The following is a 20,299-nucleotide window of genomic DNA, read 5'->3' on the forward strand; positions in this document are numbered from 1 at the left end:
ACTCTCCTAATAAATATGCTGTGATTTATCTGCTCTATTTTCTGATTTGTCTGGTTACGGCTGTGCTTTTAACTGCTCGCGGATGGCACCTACCAGTTTACGGATCCGGTCGGCCTCCATCTGCATGCTCACCGGATTGACGATCATGCGTGCGGACAGAGGGCACACCTCTTCTAAAACTTCCAGTCCGTTTTCTTTTAAGGTGGAACCGGTCTCCACAATATCTACTATTACATCAGATAATTCCACCAGAGGTCCTAACTCCACGGAACCGTTTAATTTGATGATGTCCACGGTCTGATGCTTTTTATTGTAAAAATATTCTCTGGCGATATTGGGATATTTGCTTGCCACACGGATCCGCTCATGGTGCTTTAACAGCTCTCTGGCGGAGGCGGGACCACAGACACACATCCGGCATTTGCCAAATCCAAGATCCAGTACCTCGTAGACGTTACGGTTCTCTTCTAAGATCGTGTCCTTACCGACCACACCGATATCGGCGGCACCGTACTCCACATAAGTGGGAACATCGGGACCCTTTGCCAGGAAAAAGCGAAGCTTATATTCTTCGTTGACGAAGATCAGCTTTCTGGTATCCTTGTCTTTCATCTCTTCACAGGTAATGCCGATCTTCTCAAAAAGTTCCAGCGTTTTCTTCGCAAGTCTGCCCTTACCCAGGGCAAAGGTAAGATATCTTTCTTCACTCATTACTGCCCTACCTCCTCAGCTTTTTTATTCTCCGGAGAAAGCACGGTGGGAATTCCTTCTTTTCTTAACTTCATGGCTTCGGTAAGCTTTACCTGATAGTCTGCTTCATCTTCCACATTGTAATACAATACCTTGCCGGAAGCGGGAATCGCAATATCGACTTTCTGACGGGACAGTGCCTCCAACAGATCATCAATGACGATGACGAAGCCGATTGCTGCGGCATCCTTGCCGAATTTACGAAGGAGATTGTCATAACGGCCACCCTTTACTACTGCATCACCGATGCCGTAAGTATATGCCTTGAAGACCACGCCGGTATAATACTGGTATTTGCTGAGCATTCCGAGATCAAAGGAAATATATTCCGCTACTTTGTACTGCTCTAAACGCTCCTTTAATTTTTCCAGTCGGGCAATTGCCTGTAAGGAACGGTCATTTTTCGCTAATGCCTTGGCAGCCTCTAAGGATTCCATATCCTCGAACATATCGGCAAGCTTTAATAAAATACTGTGATAGGGCTCCGGGATCTGTTTCTGCTCTAACAGTTCCTGGGCGGCGAAAAAGTTCTTGCCCGAGATGCAGGAACGGAGTTCTCTCTCGGTATCCTCATCAAGACCGGCTTCCTCACAGAGCCCACGGAAATAGTCTACCTCACCGATGGTTACCTGGAATCTGGTAAGTCCCGCACTCTTCAGTGCCTCGATGACCATACTGATGACTTCCGCATCTGCTTCTACGGAAGGATCGCCAATGAGTTCCGCACCCATCTGTGTCACTTCTTTTAATTTACCCTGCAGATTGGAGGTGTTGGTGAAAGTATTGCCGTTATAACTGAAGCGAAGAGGAACCTTCTCTTCCATGAAATATTTGGCTGCACAACGGGCAATGGAAGGGGTAAAGTCCGGTCTCAGCACCAATGTATTTCCTTCCTTGTCAAAAAACTTATAAAGCTCCTTGCTGGGTGTGGTTCCGATCTCCTTGGAAAATACATCGAAAAATTCAATGGAGGGTGTCTGAATATCCTCATATCCGAAGCAATGGATCGCTTTCTGCAGCTTCTGTTCCACTGCCAGTTTCCTGGCATATTCTTTGCCGTAAATATCCCGGACACCTTCCGGCGTATGTAATAATCTGTTATTCATAATGCATCCTCAATTCATATACTTTACTATATTAACGTGCTACCTCATTATCATGATAGCATACGAAACTATTTGTAGTATAAGCGGAGACTTTCGCTATGTCAAGCGCTTCTTCATTAAATTATTCTTCTCTGTCTTCCAGATCTTTTTTCAGAATATCCAGATAAGGCACCAGAATTCCCTGATGTTTCGGAAGAATATATTCCGGATTTAATTCTTCGAACCGGAAGCTTTTCCTGCCGCCGTCATTTGCCCTGTCCCAGAAAAACCGAAGCATCTCATAAGGCAGATAATACAACAGATCCTTGTGGCTGTAAAAGATCAGGAAAAAAGCGATGCCGCCCTGCTTTTCGAACTGCCGCATGAATTCTACCTGATGGGGATGGATATTCTGCAGGGAAAAGGTATCCACCGCACATTCCTTGGCATCAAAGCATACAGGGATACCCTGTACTGCACCGATATAATCAACAGTACTCTTCTGCTCGAAAAAAGCCAGCGTGATCTGGCGGCTCTCCTTATCCATTTTTATCGGAGTGATGGGTGTGGGGATTTTCTGGATCAGGGCAAGCCCGGCTTCCGCATATTTTTCATTGGTACGGTTAACCATATCCTCCAGTGTGGATCCGCGGAGTCCGCGGGTGTTCCATGTAGCCATTTTCGTGTATCCTTTCTAGCAGGCAGTATCCGGTATCAGATTCAGTGCCTGTAAGATCATAGCAAATTTACTGGGAAGCGGGGCTGTAAATGTCCTGCCGCTTACTTTTGCAAGAGCTCCTTTTTCTCCCTCCGGGAAGCAGACCTTCCCAGCATGCAGAAGCTGATGGCGCAGGGAAAATTCGGATTGCATTTTACGGTTCAGCCTGGGATCTCCGTATTTCGTATCGCCGAGTAACGGATGCCCGGTGCTCGCCAGATGGGCACGGATCTGATGGGTTTTACCGGTGACCAGCTCCACAGTTAACAGGGTATAGTCTCCCGCCACGGCTTCCGGAGTATAGATCGTCTGAATATAAGAAGCCTCTTCCGTTCTTTCCGGTTTCTTGGCGTACACCTTTACAGTATTGGTGTGCTCATCCTTGGACAGGTAGCCTTCTAACGTGCTTTCCTGTAAAATCTTACCTTTGCAGATCGTCTGATAGTATTTTCGAACCGTTCGGTCCTTAATGATGCGGCTTAAGTCCTGGGATCCCGCTAACGTCTTGCCGCATAATACGATGCCACTGGTATTGCGGTCAAGACGGTTGCAGACGGAAGGATGGAACGTGGCAAGATCCGCTTCTTTTATAGCTCCGGTCTCCAATAGATGCCCAATCAGCCATTCATTCAGGGAAAGATCTTCCGGTTTTGCCTTCTGCGTCAGAACACCGGCAGGCTTGTCCAATAATAAGATATCATCATCCTCGTAAATGACACAGACATCCCTTAGCAAATGGTACGCCTTTCGGTAATCGGAAGTATCTTCCGCACTCTTAGTACCGGACAGGGAAGCAAATGTCTCCTCGGAGAAAAAGCATTTTACTTCATCCCCTTCGGTAAGAATTTCTTTTCCCTCTGCCTTTTTCCCATTTAATGTAATGTTTTTCTTGCGCAGCATTTTATATAAAAATCCGGTGCCTGCGCCGGGCAGAGCTTTTTTCAAATATTTATCCAGGCGCTGTCCTGCCTGATTTTTGCCGATGGTAAGTAACTGCATAAGACACCACTCCTTGAAAAGTATATAAAGAAAATAGGTTACAGAGACACACTCTTTAAGGTCTGGCAGATTCCCGACGTCAGTTCCGGCTGTGTGGGCAGTTCCTTTAACTGTTCGCAGCGTTTTACGTATTTATCCAGATCGTTAAATATTTTCACAGAAGTCTCTCTGTAATTGTCTTTTTTCAGAATAGCCTGAATGTGTTTGTTAAAAGCCTGCTCCTCGAACTTCGGGTCCGCAGTGTATCCACAGATCGTATTGCCACAGACTGTCAGATGATGAATACAGAAATTCTTCTCATAAGAAGTAAATACACAGTCGTAGAGTCCGGTAAGTCCTTGTGTATGTGCCGCGATCAAAGCGGCATCCCGCTCATCACAGCCCTTGTAGCGTAAATACATGAACATTTCCACCAGGCTTTTACATGCCGGAAGACATCCCAGCACCGCCACGATGGTTAACAGGTTCTCTCTGCTTCCGGTGCTGACCCAGCCGGTGATAAACAGTGCAATAGAGATGGCAAAATAAAGCACGGTTCTTATAATCTCATAATTTTTCTGGGTACGAAGATACCCTCTGGTTCCTTTCACATCATCTGTGGAAAACATTCTTTTCAATTGCATATAAAGTTATCTCCTTTTGTAGCTTATTTCTTCTGATTCTGTGTGTTAGCCAGTGCGCAGATTTCTTCTTCTGTCAATGCACGATGCGCTCCTCGTGGAAGGGAGGGATCCAGGGACAACGGTCCGAAGGATACTCTCTCCAGTGCACATACCTGATTTCCCACTGCCTGTAACATTCTTTTGACCTGATGAAATCTGCCTTCGTGAATTGTAAGCAGCAGATCGCCGTCCGGAGTGATCACCGCTTTTGCGGGGGCAGTCGGTTTGTCATCTCCAATATCAAGCCCCTCTTCCAGACGGTGGATATCTTCCTCGGAGAGAGGATGATCTGGCTGCACCAGATAAGTTTTATCCACATGTTTTTTTGGTGACAGCAGATCGTGTGCCAGGGCACCGTCGTTGGTTAAGAGCAAAAGCCCCGTGGTATCCTTATCCAGTCTTCCCACCGGGAACAGATCCTTTCTGCCCTGTGCGGGAAGCAGCTCTAACACGGTAGGTGCCGTATTGTCATTGGTGGCAGAGACAACTCCCTCCGGCTTATTCAGCATATAATAGACATATTTTTGATACCGCAGTTCCTGCCCCTGAAAGGCGATGATGTCTTTGGTTTCCTCTATTTTTTCTTCCGGTTTTTTGGCAACCGTGCCGTTGATCGTTACCATCCCTTTTCGGATGGCATCCTTTACCTGGCTTCTGGTTCCTATATTATTTTCACATAAAAATTTATCCAAACGCATGAACTTTTCACTTTCTATCATTTCTATTTATTTCATTTTGGCATATAGTATACAAATCGCTTAACAGGAACCTCCATGAAAAAAATAATGGACGTTTTTTTCTTTGTATTTTTGACATTCTGCATGCTGACGAATTCGTCCTTAAGTCTTGCCTATGCAGCCCTGGGGTTGAGACTCTGGTATGAAAAAATGGTTCCGGTGCTTTTCCCGTTTATGGTTCTGTCCGGAACGCTGATCCGCATGGGGCTGGTGGAAAGTCTTATCCGTCCCATAAGACCTTTTTTCGGTAAACTGTTCCGGATATCCGATCCTGCGGTTTATACGATCCTTATGGGCTTTTTATGTGGCTTTCCCATGGGTGCACGTACGACGGCTGAGTTTCGTAACAGGCAGGAGCTTTCTGTAGCGGAGGGACAATTCCTTTTGGCCTTTTGCAATAATTTCGGACCGGTTTATTTTTTGGGATTTGTGCTGCCTTTGCTACACCGGACGCTTAAGCTGCCCTATCTTATGGGAATGTACGGCATTCCTGTTATCTACGGATTATTTTTAAGATACACAGTCTATCGCATGCGTCTGCAGGACACTTCTATGGTTTCACAGCCTGTAACCAAGTCCTCTGTCAGGACATCCCTGCCGGATGCCCTGGACGATGCCGTGAATGCCGCAGGCTTAAGTATTTTGCGTCTTGGTGGATATATGATCTTTTTCAATCTGCTGAATCTGTTGCCCGGGCTTTTCCTGCACCAAAGTCATCTCCTTGCACCACTTTTGGAGATTACCGGAGGGCTGCAGATGTTGGCGGACCGCTATCCGTTATATACTTTACTGTTACTTCCGTTTGGGGGCTTAAGCGGTATTGCCCAAACCGCCGCCTGTATCCGGAATACGGGGCTTTCTCTGAAAAAATACATTATTCATAAGCTTGTTCTGACACTGCTTACCGCATTTTATTACCTGGGATGGCGGCTTCTGTCTCCGGATACATTTCTGCTCTGATTTCTATTCTGATTTTTATTATGATTTCTACGTCTGCGTTTCTTATGTCTGCTAAGCTGGATCTGATATAGCAGAAATATCACGAGAAGCAGAGCAGCCAAAATTCCGCAAATGATCAGAAACACACCGAAATTCACTTGCTTTTTATCATTCAACACCTGGAATATGCCATTATTTCCAGCGGCATCCGCCATGGTAATTATGGAATCGGAAGTACTGTCTTTGGAGGCATTCTCCAGGGAAGCGGCTTCTTCTGCCGCAAGGCTTGCTTCCAAGGCTTCCTTGGCTGCCTTTTCCTGATCCACAAACGGCTTATCAAAGGTGATGGAAGCACTCTCGGTAAACAGATCCGCCTGATTGTATCCTCTGACGGTGATCACCGGCTGCTCGCCCTTCGTAAAGTTAAGTGAAAAGGTAAAGGTGTCGGGATAGGTTCCTGACATAATATCCAGATCCGGCCAGGGCTGTAGCTCGGAATATGTCCTGCCACCGTCTGTACTGTAATCATAGTACATCATGGGACAGTCATAATCTGTTCCCGTGACTTCCAAAGTCACCTCACCGGTGTCATAATCTGCACTGAGCAGTGACAGCAGACAAATATCCGGTTCCGTCTTATCTCGTATGGTGGCGGGCAGAATGGACTGCAGGGAGACTTCGGGAAGCGCATCTGCCTCAGCACTGTAATCGACACCCGTGTCTGCATCGGACAATCCGAAGTATTTTGCAACGGACAACGCATCCTCTCTGCCGAACCGTTTCCAGTCCTCTTCCGTCTGGCAATACGGAATATCCCTGCCCTCATCTACATGGCAGTGTTCAATGATGGCGGACGGAATCCCTCTGGCAGTACTTTCTCTTATGATTCCGTAATAATCATCTCCGTTATCCTTAAGCTTCGTCTTCACACCGCGTAAAAACAGTCCCATTTCTTTCATCTGCTGCATCTGTTCCCAGCCGAACTGGTAACCGTAGGCATTGTAGGGCTGTACGGAAGAGATCCATACCTCGGAACCGAACAGATCATGATCTACGGAAGCGTTATAATGAATGCTGAACAGAAAATCCGCATTCCGCTCCGCAGCAAACTGTGCGCGGTCTGCCAACGACATGGATACATCGTCGGTATGGGTCAGGTAGACATCCACATTGTCGTATTTTGTCAGTTCCTCATACATGGCCAGGGCAGTCACCATGGTCATTTCCTTCTCTTTGGTAATTCCCTCCAGGGTTCCTTCGTTGTCGCCGCCGTGTCCGGGATCGATGACAACAGTGACCCTCTCTCCCGTCTCCTGTGCTCTTGGCGCTGCCTGAACGTTCAGGGAAGCTTCAAAAAAACAGGCTGCAGCAAGACTGACCGCACAGATCATTGTCCTGACTAACAGCCCTTTTTGTATATTGCTTACTTTCATTCTCTTGATTCCTTTATTTTTAAAAAACCAGCTTTCTACAGAAAACTGGTTTCTTATGATTAATATGATGTCGGGGTCAAAAGCCCCCGACTTTGATGCCTGCGGATTGTTCCGTGCTACGCACTCCCACAATCCCACCCAATATTCGCATATCGTGGGATTATCATCCCACTTTTATGCTCATATCGGGGCGGGTCCTAAGGTCTTTCACCCACCTATGAGCAAGCTCATGTGGGCTTAGACCTTTTGACCCTGGCATCATTATTATATGATTACATGACATCGAGATTGTCAGTTCCGCCTGCGGGAACATCCACATCCTCCAGATCCTCATCTGCCGGATGAAGTTCACTGCGGTTAGATTGGATAATATCACGATACTGGTTCAGGTTGCCGATCAGGGCATCGTAATTTGCACTTGCCTGCTGGGTAGAGGAAGCAATAATATTTTCCAGATGGGCCAGCATATCATCCATGTACTGCATGGCAGCGGATTTTACATTGTTGGCCTCAATCGTCGCATTATCTAAGATCTCCTGTGCCTGCTTGCTTGCCATTGTGACGACCTCATTCGCCTGGGCATATGCCTGCTGCATGATCTCATGCTCGTTGATCAGCTCATTGGTATGAACCGTGGCTTCGTTGATCAGAGCTTCTGCTTTGGCTTTGGCATCGTTTAAGATTGCTTCCTTATTGCTGATGATCTTCTGATAACGCTTGATCTCATCCGGAGTCTTCATGCGCAGCTCCCGCAGTAACTCATCAATCTCATCCTTGTTGACGATGATCTCTGTGCTGGACATGAACTTCGGCTTACAACCTTCAATGTATTCTTCTATTTCATCAATTACCTGTTCGATTCTGCTGCTCATGAAACTCTCCTTATTTACACATCACTATTCTCTGAAAGTTTTTTCTGACGATATTTGTCATAAATCAGATCCGCCACAAAATCCGGAACACAAGGGGTAATATCTCCGTCAAAGCTGGCGATCTGTTTGATCGCGGAAGAACTGAGATATGCGTATTCCAGGCTGGTGGTCAGAAATACCGTGTCTATTTTCTCATGGGATAACATTCGGTTCGTCTGCGCCATCTGCAGTTCATACTCAAAATCCGTAATGGCCCGCAAGCCTCTGACGATGACATGCAGATCCTTTTCTCTGGCATAATCTACCAAAAGACCGCTGAAACTGTCAATCTGCACATTGGGCAGATCTTTTGTAGCTTCTTTAAGTATCTTAACACGTTCTTCTACAGAAAACAACGGGGTCTTTTCTTTATTATTCAAAACACTGACGATCAGAACATCAAATATTTCGGCTGCCCGTCTTATGATATCCATATGCCCGTTGGTGACAGGATCAAAGCTTCCGGTGTAAACAGCTCTTTTCATAAAAATCACACCTTTCAGTGTTACTTCCTGCGAAGGAACACATGCTTGTTGGTTTTGTATTTTTTCTCGCGGATCACTTCAAAGCCCAGATCTTCTGCATAGGAAAAATCGGTATGCAGAGAAGCCTCTACGAGGATCAGGGTCTCTTCGGAGACATATTTTGCATAACGCAGCTGCTCTAACACTCTGCGCTCCTGCTCCTGATCGTAGGGAGGATCCATGAAGATGACATCTACGTGCTTTTCATAGATACCTGTCAGTCCTGCACAGGCATCCTGCTTTAATACTATAGCACGGTCCTTCATTTTCGTAAATGCCAGATTGTCCTCAATACATGCTAATGCCTTCGGGGCATTCTCGATAAAATAAGCTTTTCTGGCACCGCGGCTCAATGCCTCAATACCGATACCGCCGCTGCCACTGAAAATATCCACGAACACACAGTCCGGAATATAGGTCTGCAGCATATTAAAAAGGGTTTCCTTGATCCGGTCGGTGGTGGGTCTGGTATCCATTCCTTCCGGAGTCTTAAGGGGCAGACTTCTTGCAGTTCCCGCAATGACTCTCATATGATCACTCTCCGTTTTCTCTATAAATGTTTTTCTGAATTCTTCTGTTGAAAAGTTACACTCTGACTTTGGTGCCCTTGCTGTCACGTTTGCCGAGCTTCAGATTATTCAGGATAAGCTCCTTGCCCTTATATTCAATGGTGGTCTCTACGGCATTTTTTGTATAATATACATTTTCCACTACATCCTTGTCAGCCAGTTTCATACCGCGGACACCGATGGCACCTTTCTTTTTCTCGGGGATCTCATCGATGGAGAAGCGCAGGAAAAATCCTCCCCTGGTCTGCAATACGATGTTCCGCTGGTCAGTCAGGGCGGCAACGCTGACCACGCAGTCACCCTCCGCCAGCTTCGTAGCGGCAACGGTACGTTTGGTCACATCGAATTCCCCACCGTCTACCACTTTTAACATGGACTGGGCGGTGGCGAAGATTACCCGGCACAGATTCAGCTCCTTCTGGCTGGTGATGTATATGATCTCCTCGTTCTTCTGACTGAAGTTACTTACATTGTCAATGGGCGTGCCCTTCTCACGGAACTTGCCGTAAGGCAGATCCAGCACCTTGATGGTATGCATCTGTCCGGTGTTGGTGAACAGGCAGATCCTTCCGGTATTTTTACAGGTGAAGACGTATTTATTTTCTGCATCTGCAGCTTCTTTATTCCGCTCGTAGGTGGAGACATCCACAGTCTTGGCATAGCCGAATCGATCCATGAGAAATACCACATCCATCTCTTCCAGCTCTTTTTCCTTGTAGACCGCTTCCTGACCGTTCTCGATGACAGTCTTACGGGGATGGCTGTATTCCTTTTTAAATCCATCCAGTTCATTCATGATGACCTGTGCCATGGAATCTCTGCGGTCCAGTATGTCTTCGTAGCGATAGATATTCGCCATGGTCTCTTCGTGCTCGTTGATCAATGCTTCCAGTTCCAGACCGATCAGCTTATACAGACGCATCTCTAAGATAGCGTTTGCCTGTTTCTCGGTGAACATCAGCTGGGCTGCCATGATCTTTGATTCTTTGGACTTGAACTTGATCCCGTCCACCTTGCCTTCTACGAGGCAGGCCTTTGCCATGGCTCGATCTTTGGAACCACGTAAAATTTCAATGACAAGATCGATCACATTGCAGGCCTTGATCAGACCCTCCTGAATCTCCTTACGCTCCATTTCTTTGGCAAGCAGATTGGTATATTTTCTGGTGGCTACTTCAAACTGGAAATCCACATTCGCCTTGATGATCTGCTTTAAGCCCATGGTCTCCGGTCTGCCGTTTGCAATGGCGAGCATATTGACACCGAAGGTATCTTCCAGGCGGGTCTTCTTATAAAGCATATTTACAAAGTTCTCCGGATCGGCATCCTTGCGCAGTTCGATCACGATACGGATGCCCTCCTTGGAGGACTGGTTGGATATATCCACGATATCCTGGGTCTTCTTTGTCTCGGAAAGGGCTGCTACATCGGATAAAAATTTTGCAATATTGGCACCGATCATGGTATAAGGAATCTCGGTGATCACCACATTGGTCTTGCCGGCTTTTCCTTTCTGGAATTCTACCTTGCCACGCAGCTTGATCTTACCGGCCCCGGTCTCGTAGATTTCTTCCAGTTCATCCTTATTAATAACGATGCCGCCGGTAGGGAAATCCGGCCCCTTCAGGTAACGCATCAGTTCTTTTGTGGTAATCTCGTTATTCAGCATATAGGCTTTAACGGCATCAATAACTTCTCCAAGGTTGTGAGGTGGTATGCTGGTAGCCATACCTACGGCGATACCCTCCGATCCGTTGACTAAGAGGTTCGGGATTTTTACCGGTAGTACGGAAGGTTCCTTTTCCGTCTCATCGAAATTCGGTACGAAGTCTACCACGTCCTTATCCAGATCCGCCAGGAAAGCTTCCTGGGTCACTTTCTGGAGTCTTGCCTCGGTATAACGCATGGCAGCGGCACCGTCTCCTTCGATGTTGCCGAAGTTGCCGTGACCGTCGATCAGAGGCATGCCTTTTTTGAAATCCTGGCTCATGACTACCAGTGCCTCATAGATGGAACTGTCACCGTGGGGATGATATTTACCCATGGTATCACCTACGATACGGGCACTTTTACGGTAGGGACGGTCATAGCGGATCCCCAGTTCGTGCATATCGTAGAGAGTTCTTCTCTGTACCGGCTTCAGACCGTCTCTGACATCCGGCAGGGCTCTGGCAATGATAACGCTCATGGCATAGTCGATGAACGATTTCTGCATCTCCTCGGAGTATTCTGTTTTTATGATTCTGCTGTCATCCATTTCTGGTCCTCGTCTTTCTGACATTACATTTCAGGATCTGCACTAGATATCCAATTCCGCATCCGTTGCATGATCGTAAATAAAAGATCTTCTGGGCGGTACATCCGTACCCATGAGAAGCTCAGTCATCTCGGAAGCCATGCGTGCATCCTCGATCTCCACTAATTTTAACAGTCTGCGTTCCGGATCCAGTGTGGTCTCCCACAGCTGTTCGGCATCCATCTCACCCAGACCTTTGTATCGCTGTAAGGTAAAGGGACCCTTGTGGGTCTTACGGTATTTTTCCAGTGCCTTGTCATCGTACAGATATTTTTCTTCTCCCTTGGAGGGCATTGCCTTGTATAAGGGAGGCATGGCTATGTACACGTGACCTTCAAAGATCAGATCCGGCATGAAGCGGTAGAATAAGGTCAGTAACAGTGTGGAAATGTGTGCACCGTCCACATCGGCATCCGCCATGATGATGATCTTGTCATAGCGTAACTTTGTAATATCGAAATCGTTGCCGTAGCCCTCGGAAAATCCGCAGCCGAAGGCATTGATCATGGTCTTGATCTCCGCATTCGCAAGCACTTTATCGATACTGGCTTTCTCAACGTTCAGGATCTTACCGCGGATAGGCAGGATTGCCTGATACATACGGTTTCTCGCTGTCTTGGCGCTTCCTCCCGCAGAGTCACCCTCTACGATGAAGATTTCACATTTGGAGGGATCTCTGGACTCGCAGTTCGCCAGTTTTCCGTTGGAATCAAAGGAGAACTTCTGCTTGGTCAGCATATTGGTCTTCGCTTTTTCCTCGGTCTTACGGATCTTGGCCGCCTTTTCCGCACAGCCGATGATGCTCTTTAAAGTCTCCAGATTACGGTCAAAAAATCTTACGATCTCTTCACCTGTCACCTTGGCCACAGCCTTGGCAGCATCCTGATTATCTAACTTTGTCTTGGTCTGTCCTTCAAAACGGGGATCCGGATGCTTGATAGATACGACGGCGGTCATTCCGTTCCGGACATCGGCACCGGTAAAGTTCGCATCCTTTTCCTTCAGAATATTTAATTCTCTGGCGTAAGTATTAATAACATTTGTGAACTGGGTCTTGAAACCGGTGAGATGGGTACCTCCCTCGGAGTTATAAATGTTATTACAGAAGCCCAGTACATTTTCATGGAATTCATTCACATACTGGAAGGCTACTTCCACGGAGATGCCTTCGCTCTCGCCGGAAAAGAAAATGACATCATGGACAGTCTCTTTGGAACGGTTCATGTCTTTTATGAAGCCAATAATGCCTTCCGGCTCATGGTAGGTAACCTTCTCAGGTTCTTCTTTTCTCTTATCTTCGAAAATGATCGTAAGCTTCGGGTTCAGATAAGCGGTCTCATGAAGGCGGCTCTTAACCTCATCTTCCTTGAAACGGGTCTTGTCAAAGATGGTGTCATCCGGCAGGAAGTTAATAGTCGTACCGGTCTCTCTTGTCTTGCCCACCACAGGGAGCAGACCGTCTACCAGATCCATCGCGGGAATACCTCGCTCATAACGATCCTCATAAATGCAGCCGCCACTCTTGACTCTGACGGTCAGCTTTGTGGAAAGGGCATTTACCACAGAGGAACCTACGCCGTGCAGACCACCGCTGGTCTTATATGCGGAATTATCGAACTTACCGCCGGCATGCAGAGTCGTGAATACCAGGCGCTCCGCGCTGATTCCTTTTTCGTGCATTCCAACGGGAATACCACGTCCGTTGTCTTCTACCGTGGCGGAGCCATCCGCTTCTAATGTTACTTTTATCGTATCGCAGTATCCGGCCAGATGCTCGTCCACAGAGTTATCTACAATCTCATAGATTAAGTGATTCAGACCTTTGGTGGAGACACTGCCGATATACATTCCGGGTCTCTTTCTTACCGCTTCTAAGCCTTCCAGGACGGTAATACTCGAGGCGTCATAATTATTGTCTTTTGCCATGAACTGGAACTCCTTCTCAACACATTATTGTCTTAAGTATATCATAGATTTTGTGTTTGGAAAAGCAAAAAATACAAGGGATAGGGCTTTGCCGGAAATAAAAAACCACCGGTTCCCTAATCCGGAACTGGTGGTCAAAATGGTCTGTTAAGAAATCCCTTTGAATTTATAATCCTTATGATTTTGCGATTGCAATGCCCCAAAGGACATCAGCCGGCTGCCACGGAACACTAATTTCCCCTGCTCTCCCTCTTTTAACGTTGAAAAAACAGTATCATCTGTTTCCAAGGTGACGCATTTTTTCGGATGCTCCATGTCCTGAAAAGTAATCTGATGCACCGCTTCTGTTTCTACCAGTCCCGTCGCCGCATTGGTGTTCTGGAGGTAAACCGTCTGGGTAACAGATCCAGAGAACGACCGCTATCAAAAACAGGACTGTTAAAATATTTTCCAATAGGCTGAACTGCATTTGATTTATCATGTGGTACCTCCTCCTAAAGAATTTAAGGAATCACCTTTTCAGAAATCAGCTTTAATGTTCCATCTTCATTCAGTTCAACGAAGAAAGGATATTCATGCATCATAGAAGTATACTTTTCCCAACAACTTATGAATACTTCTTCCTCTTTTGTAATGGTACAAAGCCCCTGCTTTTGTAATTCCGAAAAGTCGTGCCAATAGTCTATGAAATGATATTCCGTATTCTCTGTGATGGGTATCTTCATTTCTCTGAATCCCCAATCCTTTATGTAATAACCGGATACCAAATCTCTTTCCACATCCAGACCTAATTCTTTAATCCGCTTCTCATCCTCCGGGATGATCCATTCCACAGGGCGTACTACAATATAGTCGTTGTTTGTACTGAAATTCTCAATATACACACAAAAGGAACCTATTTCATCGTATCTTCCGTGGCAATACGGTGTTGGTGCAGGGACATTTTCGAGCGTCCCTTCCTGCGTAGTTGCGAGGGGGGAGGGGCTATCCGTTGCTGTCGGTGCCAACACCATCTCATCTATAGAAGGTGTGATATTTTCTTCTTCGTTTAATCCGCATGCCGTCATAAAAAATACACTCCCTACGACCGAAATTACGAAAAATAATTTCCTCATACTATGCTCCTTTTATTTCGCATACAAATATTTCTGTACTTCTGTGCCATCCGCAGTATATATAGTATAATATGGAAGTTTTAGTTAATTATTTATTATGCTTATTATGTGCTGACACATTCTTTAGAGTATCATCTTAACACTTCTCTTTTCTTTTTCAATATAATCGGCGTGAACAGCTATTTTACAAGCGCGAATTTTTTTAGCATATACTTTTTATTGTTATATAATTGTTGATGCCTATAATCAGAATGGAGAATATAATTGCTTTCGTATGCTTGAATGAATTTAAATGAGAAAGTCTTATTTTTGAGCACAAATGATTTTTGACCTTTTAAATAATGCATCTTATAATTACATTCAGAGGAAATACTATATAACTAAAATGGAGAAAAGTTATGAATATTGGAGAATTGCTTGTCAACGTGATAACCGTTTTATTATTCTATTTTTTTATTTCCAGAACGTTCACACTCCGGCGGTTCCACTGGATCTGCAGGGGCATCGGATTGATGCTTCTCTTTGTCCTGATCACATTGCTGAATCTTATGAATATTGCCCCCACCATTACCTGCGTATCCGGTCTGATCTGCCAGATTTTATATACTATGGTGTTTGCGGAAGGCTCCCGGGGAGCCAGATTGTTGATCGGTGGTATTCCCGCTTTGCTGGCAGTTGTTTCGGACAGTGTAACTTTCTCTGTACTGGGAATTCTGTTTCAGGATACTTCGGAGGCACTTACGGTCAATTCTGCCATTCGCAGTCAGGCTCTGGTCATATACATACTCACCTATTGCCTCCTAATCTGGGCAGTCATTCAATTCTTCCCGCAGGATTTGAAATTCCCGGGATATTTTGAAGGTGTAATTTTTTTGACTTGCGGACTGGGAGTTTTTGCCTCTGATATTCTTTTGAAATATGTGTTTTATTTCGAACGCAATGAGATCGTGCTGTCCAGAATCTCTCTTGCAACGGTCAACTATATTTTTCTTGGAGTTCTCCTGCTGCTATTGATGATCGTAGAACTTCTTGGAATCTATTACAGCAAAAATAATGAGTTACAGCAGCGTAATAATCTATATCAGATTGAGGAACAGGAACTGATTAATCTGAAAGAATCTTCCGCTTTTATCCGGGGCTGGAAACATGATTATAAGAACCAGTTGCAGGTACTTTCCACCATGCTGCAACAAAAACAGTATGACGAGTCGTTACTATATGTGAATGAGCTTTTAAGCAGTTCCGATATGATCAAACCGGTCTTTTCCTCGGGCAATCCGATTCTGGACGCAGTGTTGTCGTTGAAATATTACACCATGGAGCACAAAGGAATACGCTTTGAAAATTCGGTGTACCTCCCCACAGCATTTCCCCTGTCTCCACTGGATACTTCGACGCTGTTTACCAATATTTTGGACAATGCCATCGAGGCCTGCCAGTCCTGCCCTGCCGTTCCCTGGATCCATCTGGACATAAAGCCCAAGGGCGATATGCTGCTGATCACTTTGAGCAATTCCAGTGCCGCTAATTACAGGTATAATAAAAAAGGTAATTTGCTGTCAACCAAAGACGGGAAAGAACATGGTTACGGATTGCGTCAGGTTGCCAGGGTAACGGAAGCTTGTGGGGGATTTTATCAGGTAACACCTTCTGCTGATAAGTTTACTATAACAATAGCACTTCCTGTTTCTTTAGAGGTAGAAAGGAATAACCTATGAACATACATGTTACCATTATTGAGGATGAAGAACGCTTTGCACAGGATTTAACAGAAAAAATAAGAAACTGGTTTCATGCCCATCATCTGGAAGTTGCGGTGAAATGGTATCCCTCATCTCATCATATTTTTTTCACCAGCAGTTACCTTGCAACCGATGTATATTTTCTGGATATCTCGTTAAAAGAAGAAAATGGTGTCGATATTGCAAAAAAACTCCGGGCACATAACTACAAGGGACATATCATTTTTCTGACCGGATTTCAAGAGTATGTTTTTGAAGGGTATTCTGTCCGGGCGTTGGACTATCTTCTAAAGCCCATTGACCCTGTAAAATTAGACCGGGATTTGGAGATGATAGCAGAAGAACTCAGCGATCAAAATTATATGGTAAGAACCAGATCTGAAATGTATAAGATACCTTACAAAGAAATTTTATATATTTCCAGCAGCAATCACTCTATCGAGATTATTACGGAAAAAGAAAAATTTCGCCAGATGATTAGTCTACGGGAAGTCCTTTCTCATTTACCTGCGTATTTTCAGCAATGCCATAGAACTATAATCATCAATATGAAAAAGGTAACCTGTCTCACGGACAACTGGGTAGTTCTCAATGGCAAAGAGGAACTCCCTGTTGGAAAAAAATATCTGAAAAAGATAAGAAGTACCTTTTTGTCACAGTGACAGAGAAGCTCCCGGCACCTTTATGGCTTAGCAGGAGCTTCTTTCGCATTGGAAATTTTTATGCTTTGAAATTCTTAAATTATACCGTGATCTTCTTACAGCAGGCCAGTGCCAGGGCACCGGGACCGATGTGGCAGGCAACACTTAAGGACAGTGGATCGATATGAATATCGTAGCCGGGGAATTCCGCTTCTACCTCGGTGCGAAACTGCTCTGCTGCGGCTCTGTCGTGGGTATAAGCGATCTGCAGCCAGATGTGCTTATCCTCTGTCATGCCGCCGAAACGCTCGTTGATGTCCTTCTTAATAGCATTGATCATCATGGTTTTGCCCTGTGAGGTGGTTCTTGCCTTTGCAAAGGCATCCAGCTTTTCACCCTGAATGGTCAGCACCGGTTTCAGGCGAAGCATGGTACCGATGGCTGCGGCCGCCGGAGTGATCCGTCCGCCTTTTTTCAGATAATACAGGGTGTCCAGCATAATATAGATACTGCTGTTGAATTTATCATTTTCCAGGAATTCTTTGATCTGGGCCGCGTCTTTACCGGCTGCCGCAAGCTGCAGGGCATCCAGTGCAGACTGACGCTGGGTTACGGAGATTCTCTGGTTGTTCACGACCTGAACTCTGCCATCATAATCTGCCGCAAAGGCCATGGCACTCTGACAGGAACCGGACAGACCGCTGCTCATAGGTATGTGTACGATCTCGTCATATTCCTGTAAAAGCTTGTCCCACAGGCTGGTGACACTGTCAGGAGACGGCTGGCTGGTGGCAATATTCGCACCTGATTTTAACTTTTCATAGAACTGCTCCTGTGTCAGGTCAATATCTTCATAGTATGTGACTTCATCGATCATAAAAGGCATGGGCAGAACATGGATTCCGCGACGGGCTCCTTCTGTCTGTGTAATGCCGCTGTTACTGTCGGTTACGATTGCGATTTTTGACATTCTGGTATCTAAACCTTCCCTTTGCATAAATTAACATAAATTATCTGATCCTAAGCATAAAGCTTTGAACCTAAAAGTAATTTTACTGTCAGATGGTCCGAAAGTCAACAACATTTACTGCGGTATGTTCTTTGAAATAGTTCACCAATGCTTGGCTGTCGTCATCTGTCAGGTCCGGATCGGATACAAGCAACTGTTCCACGGCATCGGAAGCTTCTTTTAAAATATTTGCATCTGTATATATATCACCCAGCACAAATGCAAATTCACCGCTCTGCCGGATACCGAAGATATCTCCCGGACCTCGCAGCTTCAGATCCTCGGAAGCAATATGGAAACCGTCGTTGGAATGGTTCAGGATCTGCAAACGTTCCATGGTCTCTTTGGCTTCTGATGTGCTGATAAAAATGCAATAGCTTTGGAATTCCCCGCGTCCCACACGCCCACGCAGCTGGTGCAGCTGTGCCAGCCCGAAGCGCTCTGCATTCTCCACCATCATCACCGTGGCATTGGGAACATTGATACCGACTTCAATAACCGTGGTGGAAACCAGAACATCGATCTTCTTATCAGCAAATTCTTCCATGATACGGTTTTTGTCCGCCGGGCGCATTTTCCCATGGAGATAAGCCACTTGAACGGAAGGTGGCAGAGCTGCCCGGAGTTTCTCCGTATAATCTACTACATTCTCCAGGTCTTCCGATTCGCCCTCTTCCACCATGGGACAGATGACATAGGCCTGTCTTCCCGCTGACACCTCTTTTGCAATAAATTCATAGGCTTTGGGGCGATAAGATGTGCCTACTACACAGTTCTTGATGGGCAGACGGTTAGCAGGAAGTTCATCAATGACGGAGACCTTCAGATCCCCATATAGGATAATGGCCAGCGTCCTGGGAATCGGCGTTGCACTCATAACTAACACGTGAGGCTCACACCCTTTGGCAGCTAATGTTTCCCGCTGTCTCACCCCGAAGCGGTGCTGTTCATCCGTCACTACCAGTGCCAGGGAAGAATATTCCACCTTTTCCTGGATCAGGGCATGGGTTCCAATGATCAGGTTAGCTTCTCCGGAAGCAATTTTCGCATAAGCCTCCCGCTTCTCCTTCGCCGTCATAGAGCCTGTCAGAAGCACCGGACGAAAAGCAATGCCATATTTTTTTACATAGCCTGAAATGGTCTCAAAATGCTGTACAGCCAATACCTCCGTAGGGGCCATCATTGCTCCCTGATAGCCGTTAGCCGCGCACATGAGAAGTGCCAGTACCGCCAGGATCGTCTTACCGGAGCCTACATCTCCCTGAATCAGACGGTTCATGGCATAAGGACTTCCCATATCCTCCCTGAGCTCTCCCCAGACTTTTTTTTGAGCTTTGGTCAGAGGGAACGGCAGCTGTTCTAAAAATCTTACGGTATCGGCAGTCTCATACATGGGGAAATGATTCTCTGTCTTCGCAGCAAGCTCCTTATTCTTACGAAGAACCAGCAAAAAAGAAAAAAATTCTTCAAATACCATACGGTTTCTGGCAGCCAACAGCTCATCTCTGTTCTCCGGAAAATGCAGGGCGTAGACTGCTTCCCTATGGGAAAGCATGGGATATTTCTGCAATATCATCTGTGGCAGATATTCTTTTTCCGGTGGATAGTATTCCAGCGCCTGTGCCACAGATTTCTGCACCGTTTGATTGGTCAGGCCTTTGGTCAGGGCGTATCTTGGCAGGAGCCGTCCGGATTTCTGCTTATATTCATCCCATGTGAACATCCGGGGCTGCTCCATGATCTTATGCGTACCGCGCTGCTGTACGAGACCGCGGAAGAGGTAAAAACCGCCTGGCTTTAATACCTTTTTTAAAAAAGGCATATTGAAGAAGGTAAGCTGGATGGAATCATTGCTGCCATCTTTCAGAATGGCGTTAAGGATGGAGAGATTGCGGACTTTCTTCACGTTGGGGATGGCGGTAATCTGACCATAGATAGCCTGGACACTGCCGGGGGATGCCTCCCGGATGGATACCGGAGCATCGTAAGTTTCATAATCTCTGGGATAATGCCCGATCAGATCCTCCACGGTAAAGACATTGATCTTACCGAACAGTGCTGCTGTCTTCTCTCCCACGCCCTTTATTCTGTTCACAGGTATTGCATCACTCATACCGGTCCCTCTTTTCTATACTAAATTGAGAGTTAATTAAGAAATGCTATCGAATCCCCGTAGCCCGCATTGGGACTAAGAACCGCAGACCCGCGCGTGCTTTAGCACGATTCGCTTACGGACGCAGACC

The 20,299-nt window shown here is 46.0% G+C and carries 19 protein-coding genes; 3 read left to right on the forward strand and 16 right to left on the reverse strand.

All coding sequences use genetic code 11. The annotated features are described in order from the left end of the window. Positions 1-54 precede the first annotated feature (54 nt). The 6 genes from hisG to ACTRDR_RS09690 all read right to left on the reverse strand — a co-directional run bounded on the left by hisG (position 55) and on the right by ACTRDR_RS09690 (position 4,933). Positions 55-711 carry an ATP phosphoribosyltransferase gene (hisG, locus tag ACTRDR_RS09665; RefSeq protein ID WP_178773892.1) on the reverse strand — a complete coding sequence of 219 codons (657 nt, stop codon included), beginning with the start codon at positions 709-711 and terminating at the stop codon, positions 55-57. Continuing rightward, on the reverse strand, positions 711-1,856 hold the full coding sequence (gene hisZ, locus ACTRDR_RS09670; RefSeq protein ID WP_440527212.1) for an ATP phosphoribosyltransferase regulatory subunit: 1,146 nt from the start codon (positions 1,854-1,856) through the stop codon (positions 711-713). Before hisZ ends, hisG begins: the two co-directional genes overlap by 1 nt. Before the next feature lie 121 nt (positions 1,857-1,977). Continuing rightward, positions 1,978-2,514 carry a Holliday junction resolvase RecU gene (locus tag ACTRDR_RS09675; RefSeq protein ID WP_176864920.1) on the reverse strand — a complete coding sequence of 179 codons (537 nt, stop codon included), beginning with the start codon at positions 2,512-2,514 and terminating at the stop codon, positions 1,978-1,980. 15 nt (positions 2,515-2,529) lie between these two features. Continuing rightward, the gene (locus tag ACTRDR_RS09680) at positions 2,530-3,552 is read right to left on the reverse strand and encodes an RluA family pseudouridine synthase (protein ID WP_440527214.1); all 1,023 of its coding nucleotides are present in this window, start codon (positions 3,550-3,552) and stop codon (positions 2,530-2,532) included. 38 nt (positions 3,553-3,590) lie between these two features. Beyond that, the gene (locus ACTRDR_RS09685) at positions 3,591-4,175 is read right to left on the reverse strand and encodes a hypothetical protein (protein ID WP_440527216.1); all 585 of its coding nucleotides are present in this window, start codon (positions 4,173-4,175) and stop codon (positions 3,591-3,593) included. Between the two features lie 23 nt (positions 4,176-4,198). Beyond that, the gene (locus tag ACTRDR_RS09690; RefSeq protein ID WP_440527217.1) at positions 4,199-4,933 is read right to left on the reverse strand and encodes a pseudouridine synthase; all 735 of its coding nucleotides are present in this window, start codon (positions 4,931-4,933) and stop codon (positions 4,199-4,201) included. Positions 4,934-4,987: 54 nt separating this feature from the next. Here ACTRDR_RS09690 and ACTRDR_RS09695 point away from each other — a divergent pair, with 54 nt between their 5' ends. Next, entirely contained in the window at positions 4,988-5,911 is a 924-nt protein-coding gene (locus ACTRDR_RS09695; protein WP_440527219.1) for a nucleoside recognition domain-containing protein, read from the forward strand. Here the strand turns inward: ACTRDR_RS09695 and ACTRDR_RS09700 are convergent. From ACTRDR_RS09700 to ACTRDR_RS09735, 8 genes are all read right to left on the reverse strand, one after another. Continuing rightward, positions 5,866-7,323 carry an N-acetylmuramoyl-L-alanine amidase family protein gene (locus ACTRDR_RS09700; protein WP_440527221.1) on the reverse strand — a complete coding sequence of 486 codons (1,458 nt, stop codon included), beginning with the start codon at positions 7,321-7,323 and terminating at the stop codon, positions 5,866-5,868. The genes ACTRDR_RS09695 and ACTRDR_RS09700 overlap by 46 nt on opposite strands. Positions 7,324-7,595: 272 nt before the next feature. Next, positions 7,596-8,195 (reverse strand): vacuolar family H+-ATPase subunit H, encoded by a 600-nt coding sequence (locus ACTRDR_RS09705; protein WP_176864930.1) that lies wholly within the window; start codon positions 8,193-8,195, stop codon positions 7,596-7,598. A 14-nt stretch (positions 8,196-8,209) separates the two neighbouring features. Beyond that, positions 8,210-8,719 carry a pantetheine-phosphate adenylyltransferase gene (gene coaD, locus ACTRDR_RS09710; protein ID WP_176864932.1) on the reverse strand — a complete coding sequence of 170 codons (510 nt, stop codon included), beginning with the start codon at positions 8,717-8,719 and terminating at the stop codon, positions 8,210-8,212. 20 nt (positions 8,720-8,739) lie between these two features. Continuing rightward, positions 8,740-9,288, reverse strand: a complete 549-nt coding sequence (gene rsmD / locus ACTRDR_RS09715) for a 16S rRNA (guanine(966)-N(2))-methyltransferase RsmD (RefSeq protein ID WP_176864934.1) — start codon at positions 9,286-9,288, stop codon at positions 8,740-8,742. Between the two features lie 55 nt (positions 9,289-9,343). Further along, positions 9,344-11,584, reverse strand: coding sequence for a DNA gyrase/topoisomerase IV subunit A (locus tag ACTRDR_RS09720; RefSeq protein WP_440527223.1), 2,241 nt, complete (start codon positions 11,582-11,584; stop codon positions 9,344-9,346). Positions 11,585-11,626: 42 nt separating this feature from the next. Next, complete coding sequence (locus ACTRDR_RS09725; RefSeq protein ID WP_176864939.1) at positions 11,627-13,549, reverse strand: DNA gyrase subunit B; 1,923 nt, start codon at positions 13,547-13,549, stop codon at positions 11,627-11,629. Between the two features lie 274 nt (positions 13,550-13,823). Next, positions 13,824-14,030 (reverse strand): hypothetical protein, encoded by a 207-nt coding sequence (locus ACTRDR_RS09730; protein WP_440527224.1) that lies wholly within the window; start codon positions 14,028-14,030, stop codon positions 13,824-13,826. Positions 14,031-14,052: 22 nt separating this feature from the next. Then, a complete protein-coding gene (locus ACTRDR_RS09735) occupies positions 14,053-14,664 on the reverse strand; it encodes a hypothetical protein (RefSeq protein WP_440527226.1) in 612 nt (203 codons plus the stop codon). A 398-nt stretch (positions 14,665-15,062) separates the two neighbouring features. Here ACTRDR_RS09735 and ACTRDR_RS09740 point away from each other — a divergent pair, with 398 nt between their 5' ends. Both ACTRDR_RS09740 and ACTRDR_RS09745 read left to right on the forward strand, forming a co-directional pair. After that, the gene (locus ACTRDR_RS09740; protein ID WP_440527227.1) at positions 15,063-16,382 is read left to right on the forward strand and encodes a sensor histidine kinase; all 1,320 of its coding nucleotides are present in this window, start codon (positions 15,063-15,065) and stop codon (positions 16,380-16,382) included. After that, on the forward strand, positions 16,379-17,068 hold the full coding sequence (locus ACTRDR_RS09745; protein WP_440527229.1) for a LytR/AlgR family response regulator transcription factor: 690 nt from the start codon (positions 16,379-16,381) through the stop codon (positions 17,066-17,068). The genes ACTRDR_RS09740 and ACTRDR_RS09745 overlap by 4 nt, the downstream gene beginning before the upstream one ends. 79 nt (positions 17,069-17,147) lie before the next feature. On the opposite strand, the gene ACTRDR_RS09750 is transcribed toward ACTRDR_RS09745, so the two are convergent. After that, positions 17,148-18,017: a DegV family protein gene (locus tag ACTRDR_RS09750; RefSeq protein WP_440527230.1), complete on the reverse strand. Its 870-nt coding sequence runs from the start codon at positions 18,015-18,017 to the stop codon at positions 17,148-17,150. 88 nt (positions 18,018-18,105) lie between these two features. After that, positions 18,106-20,169 carry an ATP-dependent DNA helicase RecG gene (gene recG / locus ACTRDR_RS09755; protein ID WP_440527231.1) on the reverse strand — a complete coding sequence of 688 codons (2,064 nt, stop codon included), beginning with the start codon at positions 20,167-20,169 and terminating at the stop codon, positions 18,106-18,108. Positions 20,170-20,299 lie beyond the last annotated feature (130 nt).

The organism is Simiaoa sp. (assembly GCF_051972595.1).
Classification (GTDB): Bacteria; Bacillota; Clostridia; order Lachnospirales; family Lachnospiraceae; genus Acetatifactor; species Acetatifactor hominis.

What these genes read in the sequence shown, in the direction of transcription:
- hisG (WP_178773892.1), bottom strand. Translation starts at nt 711, where the DNA reads ATGAGTGAAGAAAGATATCTTACCTTTGCCCTGGGTAAGGGCAGACTT.
- hisZ (WP_440527212.1), bottom strand. Translation starts at nt 1,856, where the DNA reads ATGAATAACAGATTATTACATACGCCGGAAGGTGTCCGGGATATTTAC.
- ACTRDR_RS09675 (WP_176864920.1), bottom strand. Translation starts at nt 2,514, where the DNA reads ATGGCTACATGGAACACCCGCGGACTCCGCGGATCCACACTGGAGGAT.
- ACTRDR_RS09680 (WP_440527214.1), bottom strand. Translation starts at nt 3,552, where the DNA reads ATGCAGTTACTTACCATCGGCAAAAATCAGGCAGGACAGCGCCTGGAT.
- ACTRDR_RS09685 (WP_440527216.1), bottom strand. Translation starts at nt 4,175, where the DNA reads ATGCAATTGAAAAGAATGTTTTCCACAGATGATGTGAAAGGAACCAGA.
- ACTRDR_RS09690 (WP_440527217.1), bottom strand. Translation starts at nt 4,933, where the DNA reads ATGATAGAAAGTGAAAAGTTCATGCGTTTGGATAAATTTTTATGTGAA.
- ACTRDR_RS09695 (WP_440527219.1), top strand. Translation starts at nt 4,988, where the DNA reads ATGAAAAAAATAATGGACGTTTTTTTCTTTGTATTTTTGACATTCTGC.
- ACTRDR_RS09700 (WP_440527221.1), bottom strand. Translation starts at nt 7,323, where the DNA reads ATGAAAGTAAGCAATATACAAAAAGGGCTGTTAGTCAGGACAATGATC.
- ACTRDR_RS09705 (WP_176864930.1), bottom strand. Translation starts at nt 8,195, where the DNA reads ATGAGCAGCAGAATCGAACAGGTAATTGATGAAATAGAAGAATACATT.
- coaD (WP_176864932.1), bottom strand. Translation starts at nt 8,719, where the DNA reads ATGAAAAGAGCTGTTTACACCGGAAGCTTTGATCCTGTCACCAACGGG.
- rsmD (WP_176864934.1), bottom strand. Translation starts at nt 9,288, where the DNA reads ATGAGAGTCATTGCGGGAACTGCAAGAAGTCTGCCCCTTAAGACTCCG.
- ACTRDR_RS09720 (WP_440527223.1), bottom strand. Translation starts at nt 11,584, where the DNA reads ATGGATGACAGCAGAATCATAAAAACAGAATACTCCGAGGAGATGCAG.
- ACTRDR_RS09725 (WP_176864939.1), bottom strand. Translation starts at nt 13,549, where the DNA reads ATGGCAAAAGACAATAATTATGACGCCTCGAGTATTACCGTCCTGGAA.
- ACTRDR_RS09730 (WP_440527224.1), bottom strand. Translation starts at nt 14,030, where the DNA reads ATGATAAATCAAATGCAGTTCAGCCTATTGGAAAATATTTTAACAGTC.
- ACTRDR_RS09735 (WP_440527226.1), bottom strand. Translation starts at nt 14,664, where the DNA reads ATGAGGAAATTATTTTTCGTAATTTCGGTCGTAGGGAGTGTATTTTTT.
- ACTRDR_RS09740 (WP_440527227.1), top strand. Translation starts at nt 15,063, where the DNA reads ATGAATATTGGAGAATTGCTTGTCAACGTGATAACCGTTTTATTATTC.
- ACTRDR_RS09745 (WP_440527229.1), top strand. Translation starts at nt 16,379, where the DNA reads ATGAACATACATGTTACCATTATTGAGGATGAAGAACGCTTTGCACAG.
- ACTRDR_RS09750 (WP_440527230.1), bottom strand. Translation starts at nt 18,017, where the DNA reads ATGTCAAAAATCGCAATCGTAACCGACAGTAACAGCGGCATTACACAG.
- recG (WP_440527231.1), bottom strand. Translation starts at nt 20,169, where the DNA reads ATGAGTGATGCAATACCTGTGAACAGAATAAAGGGCGTGGGAGAGAAG.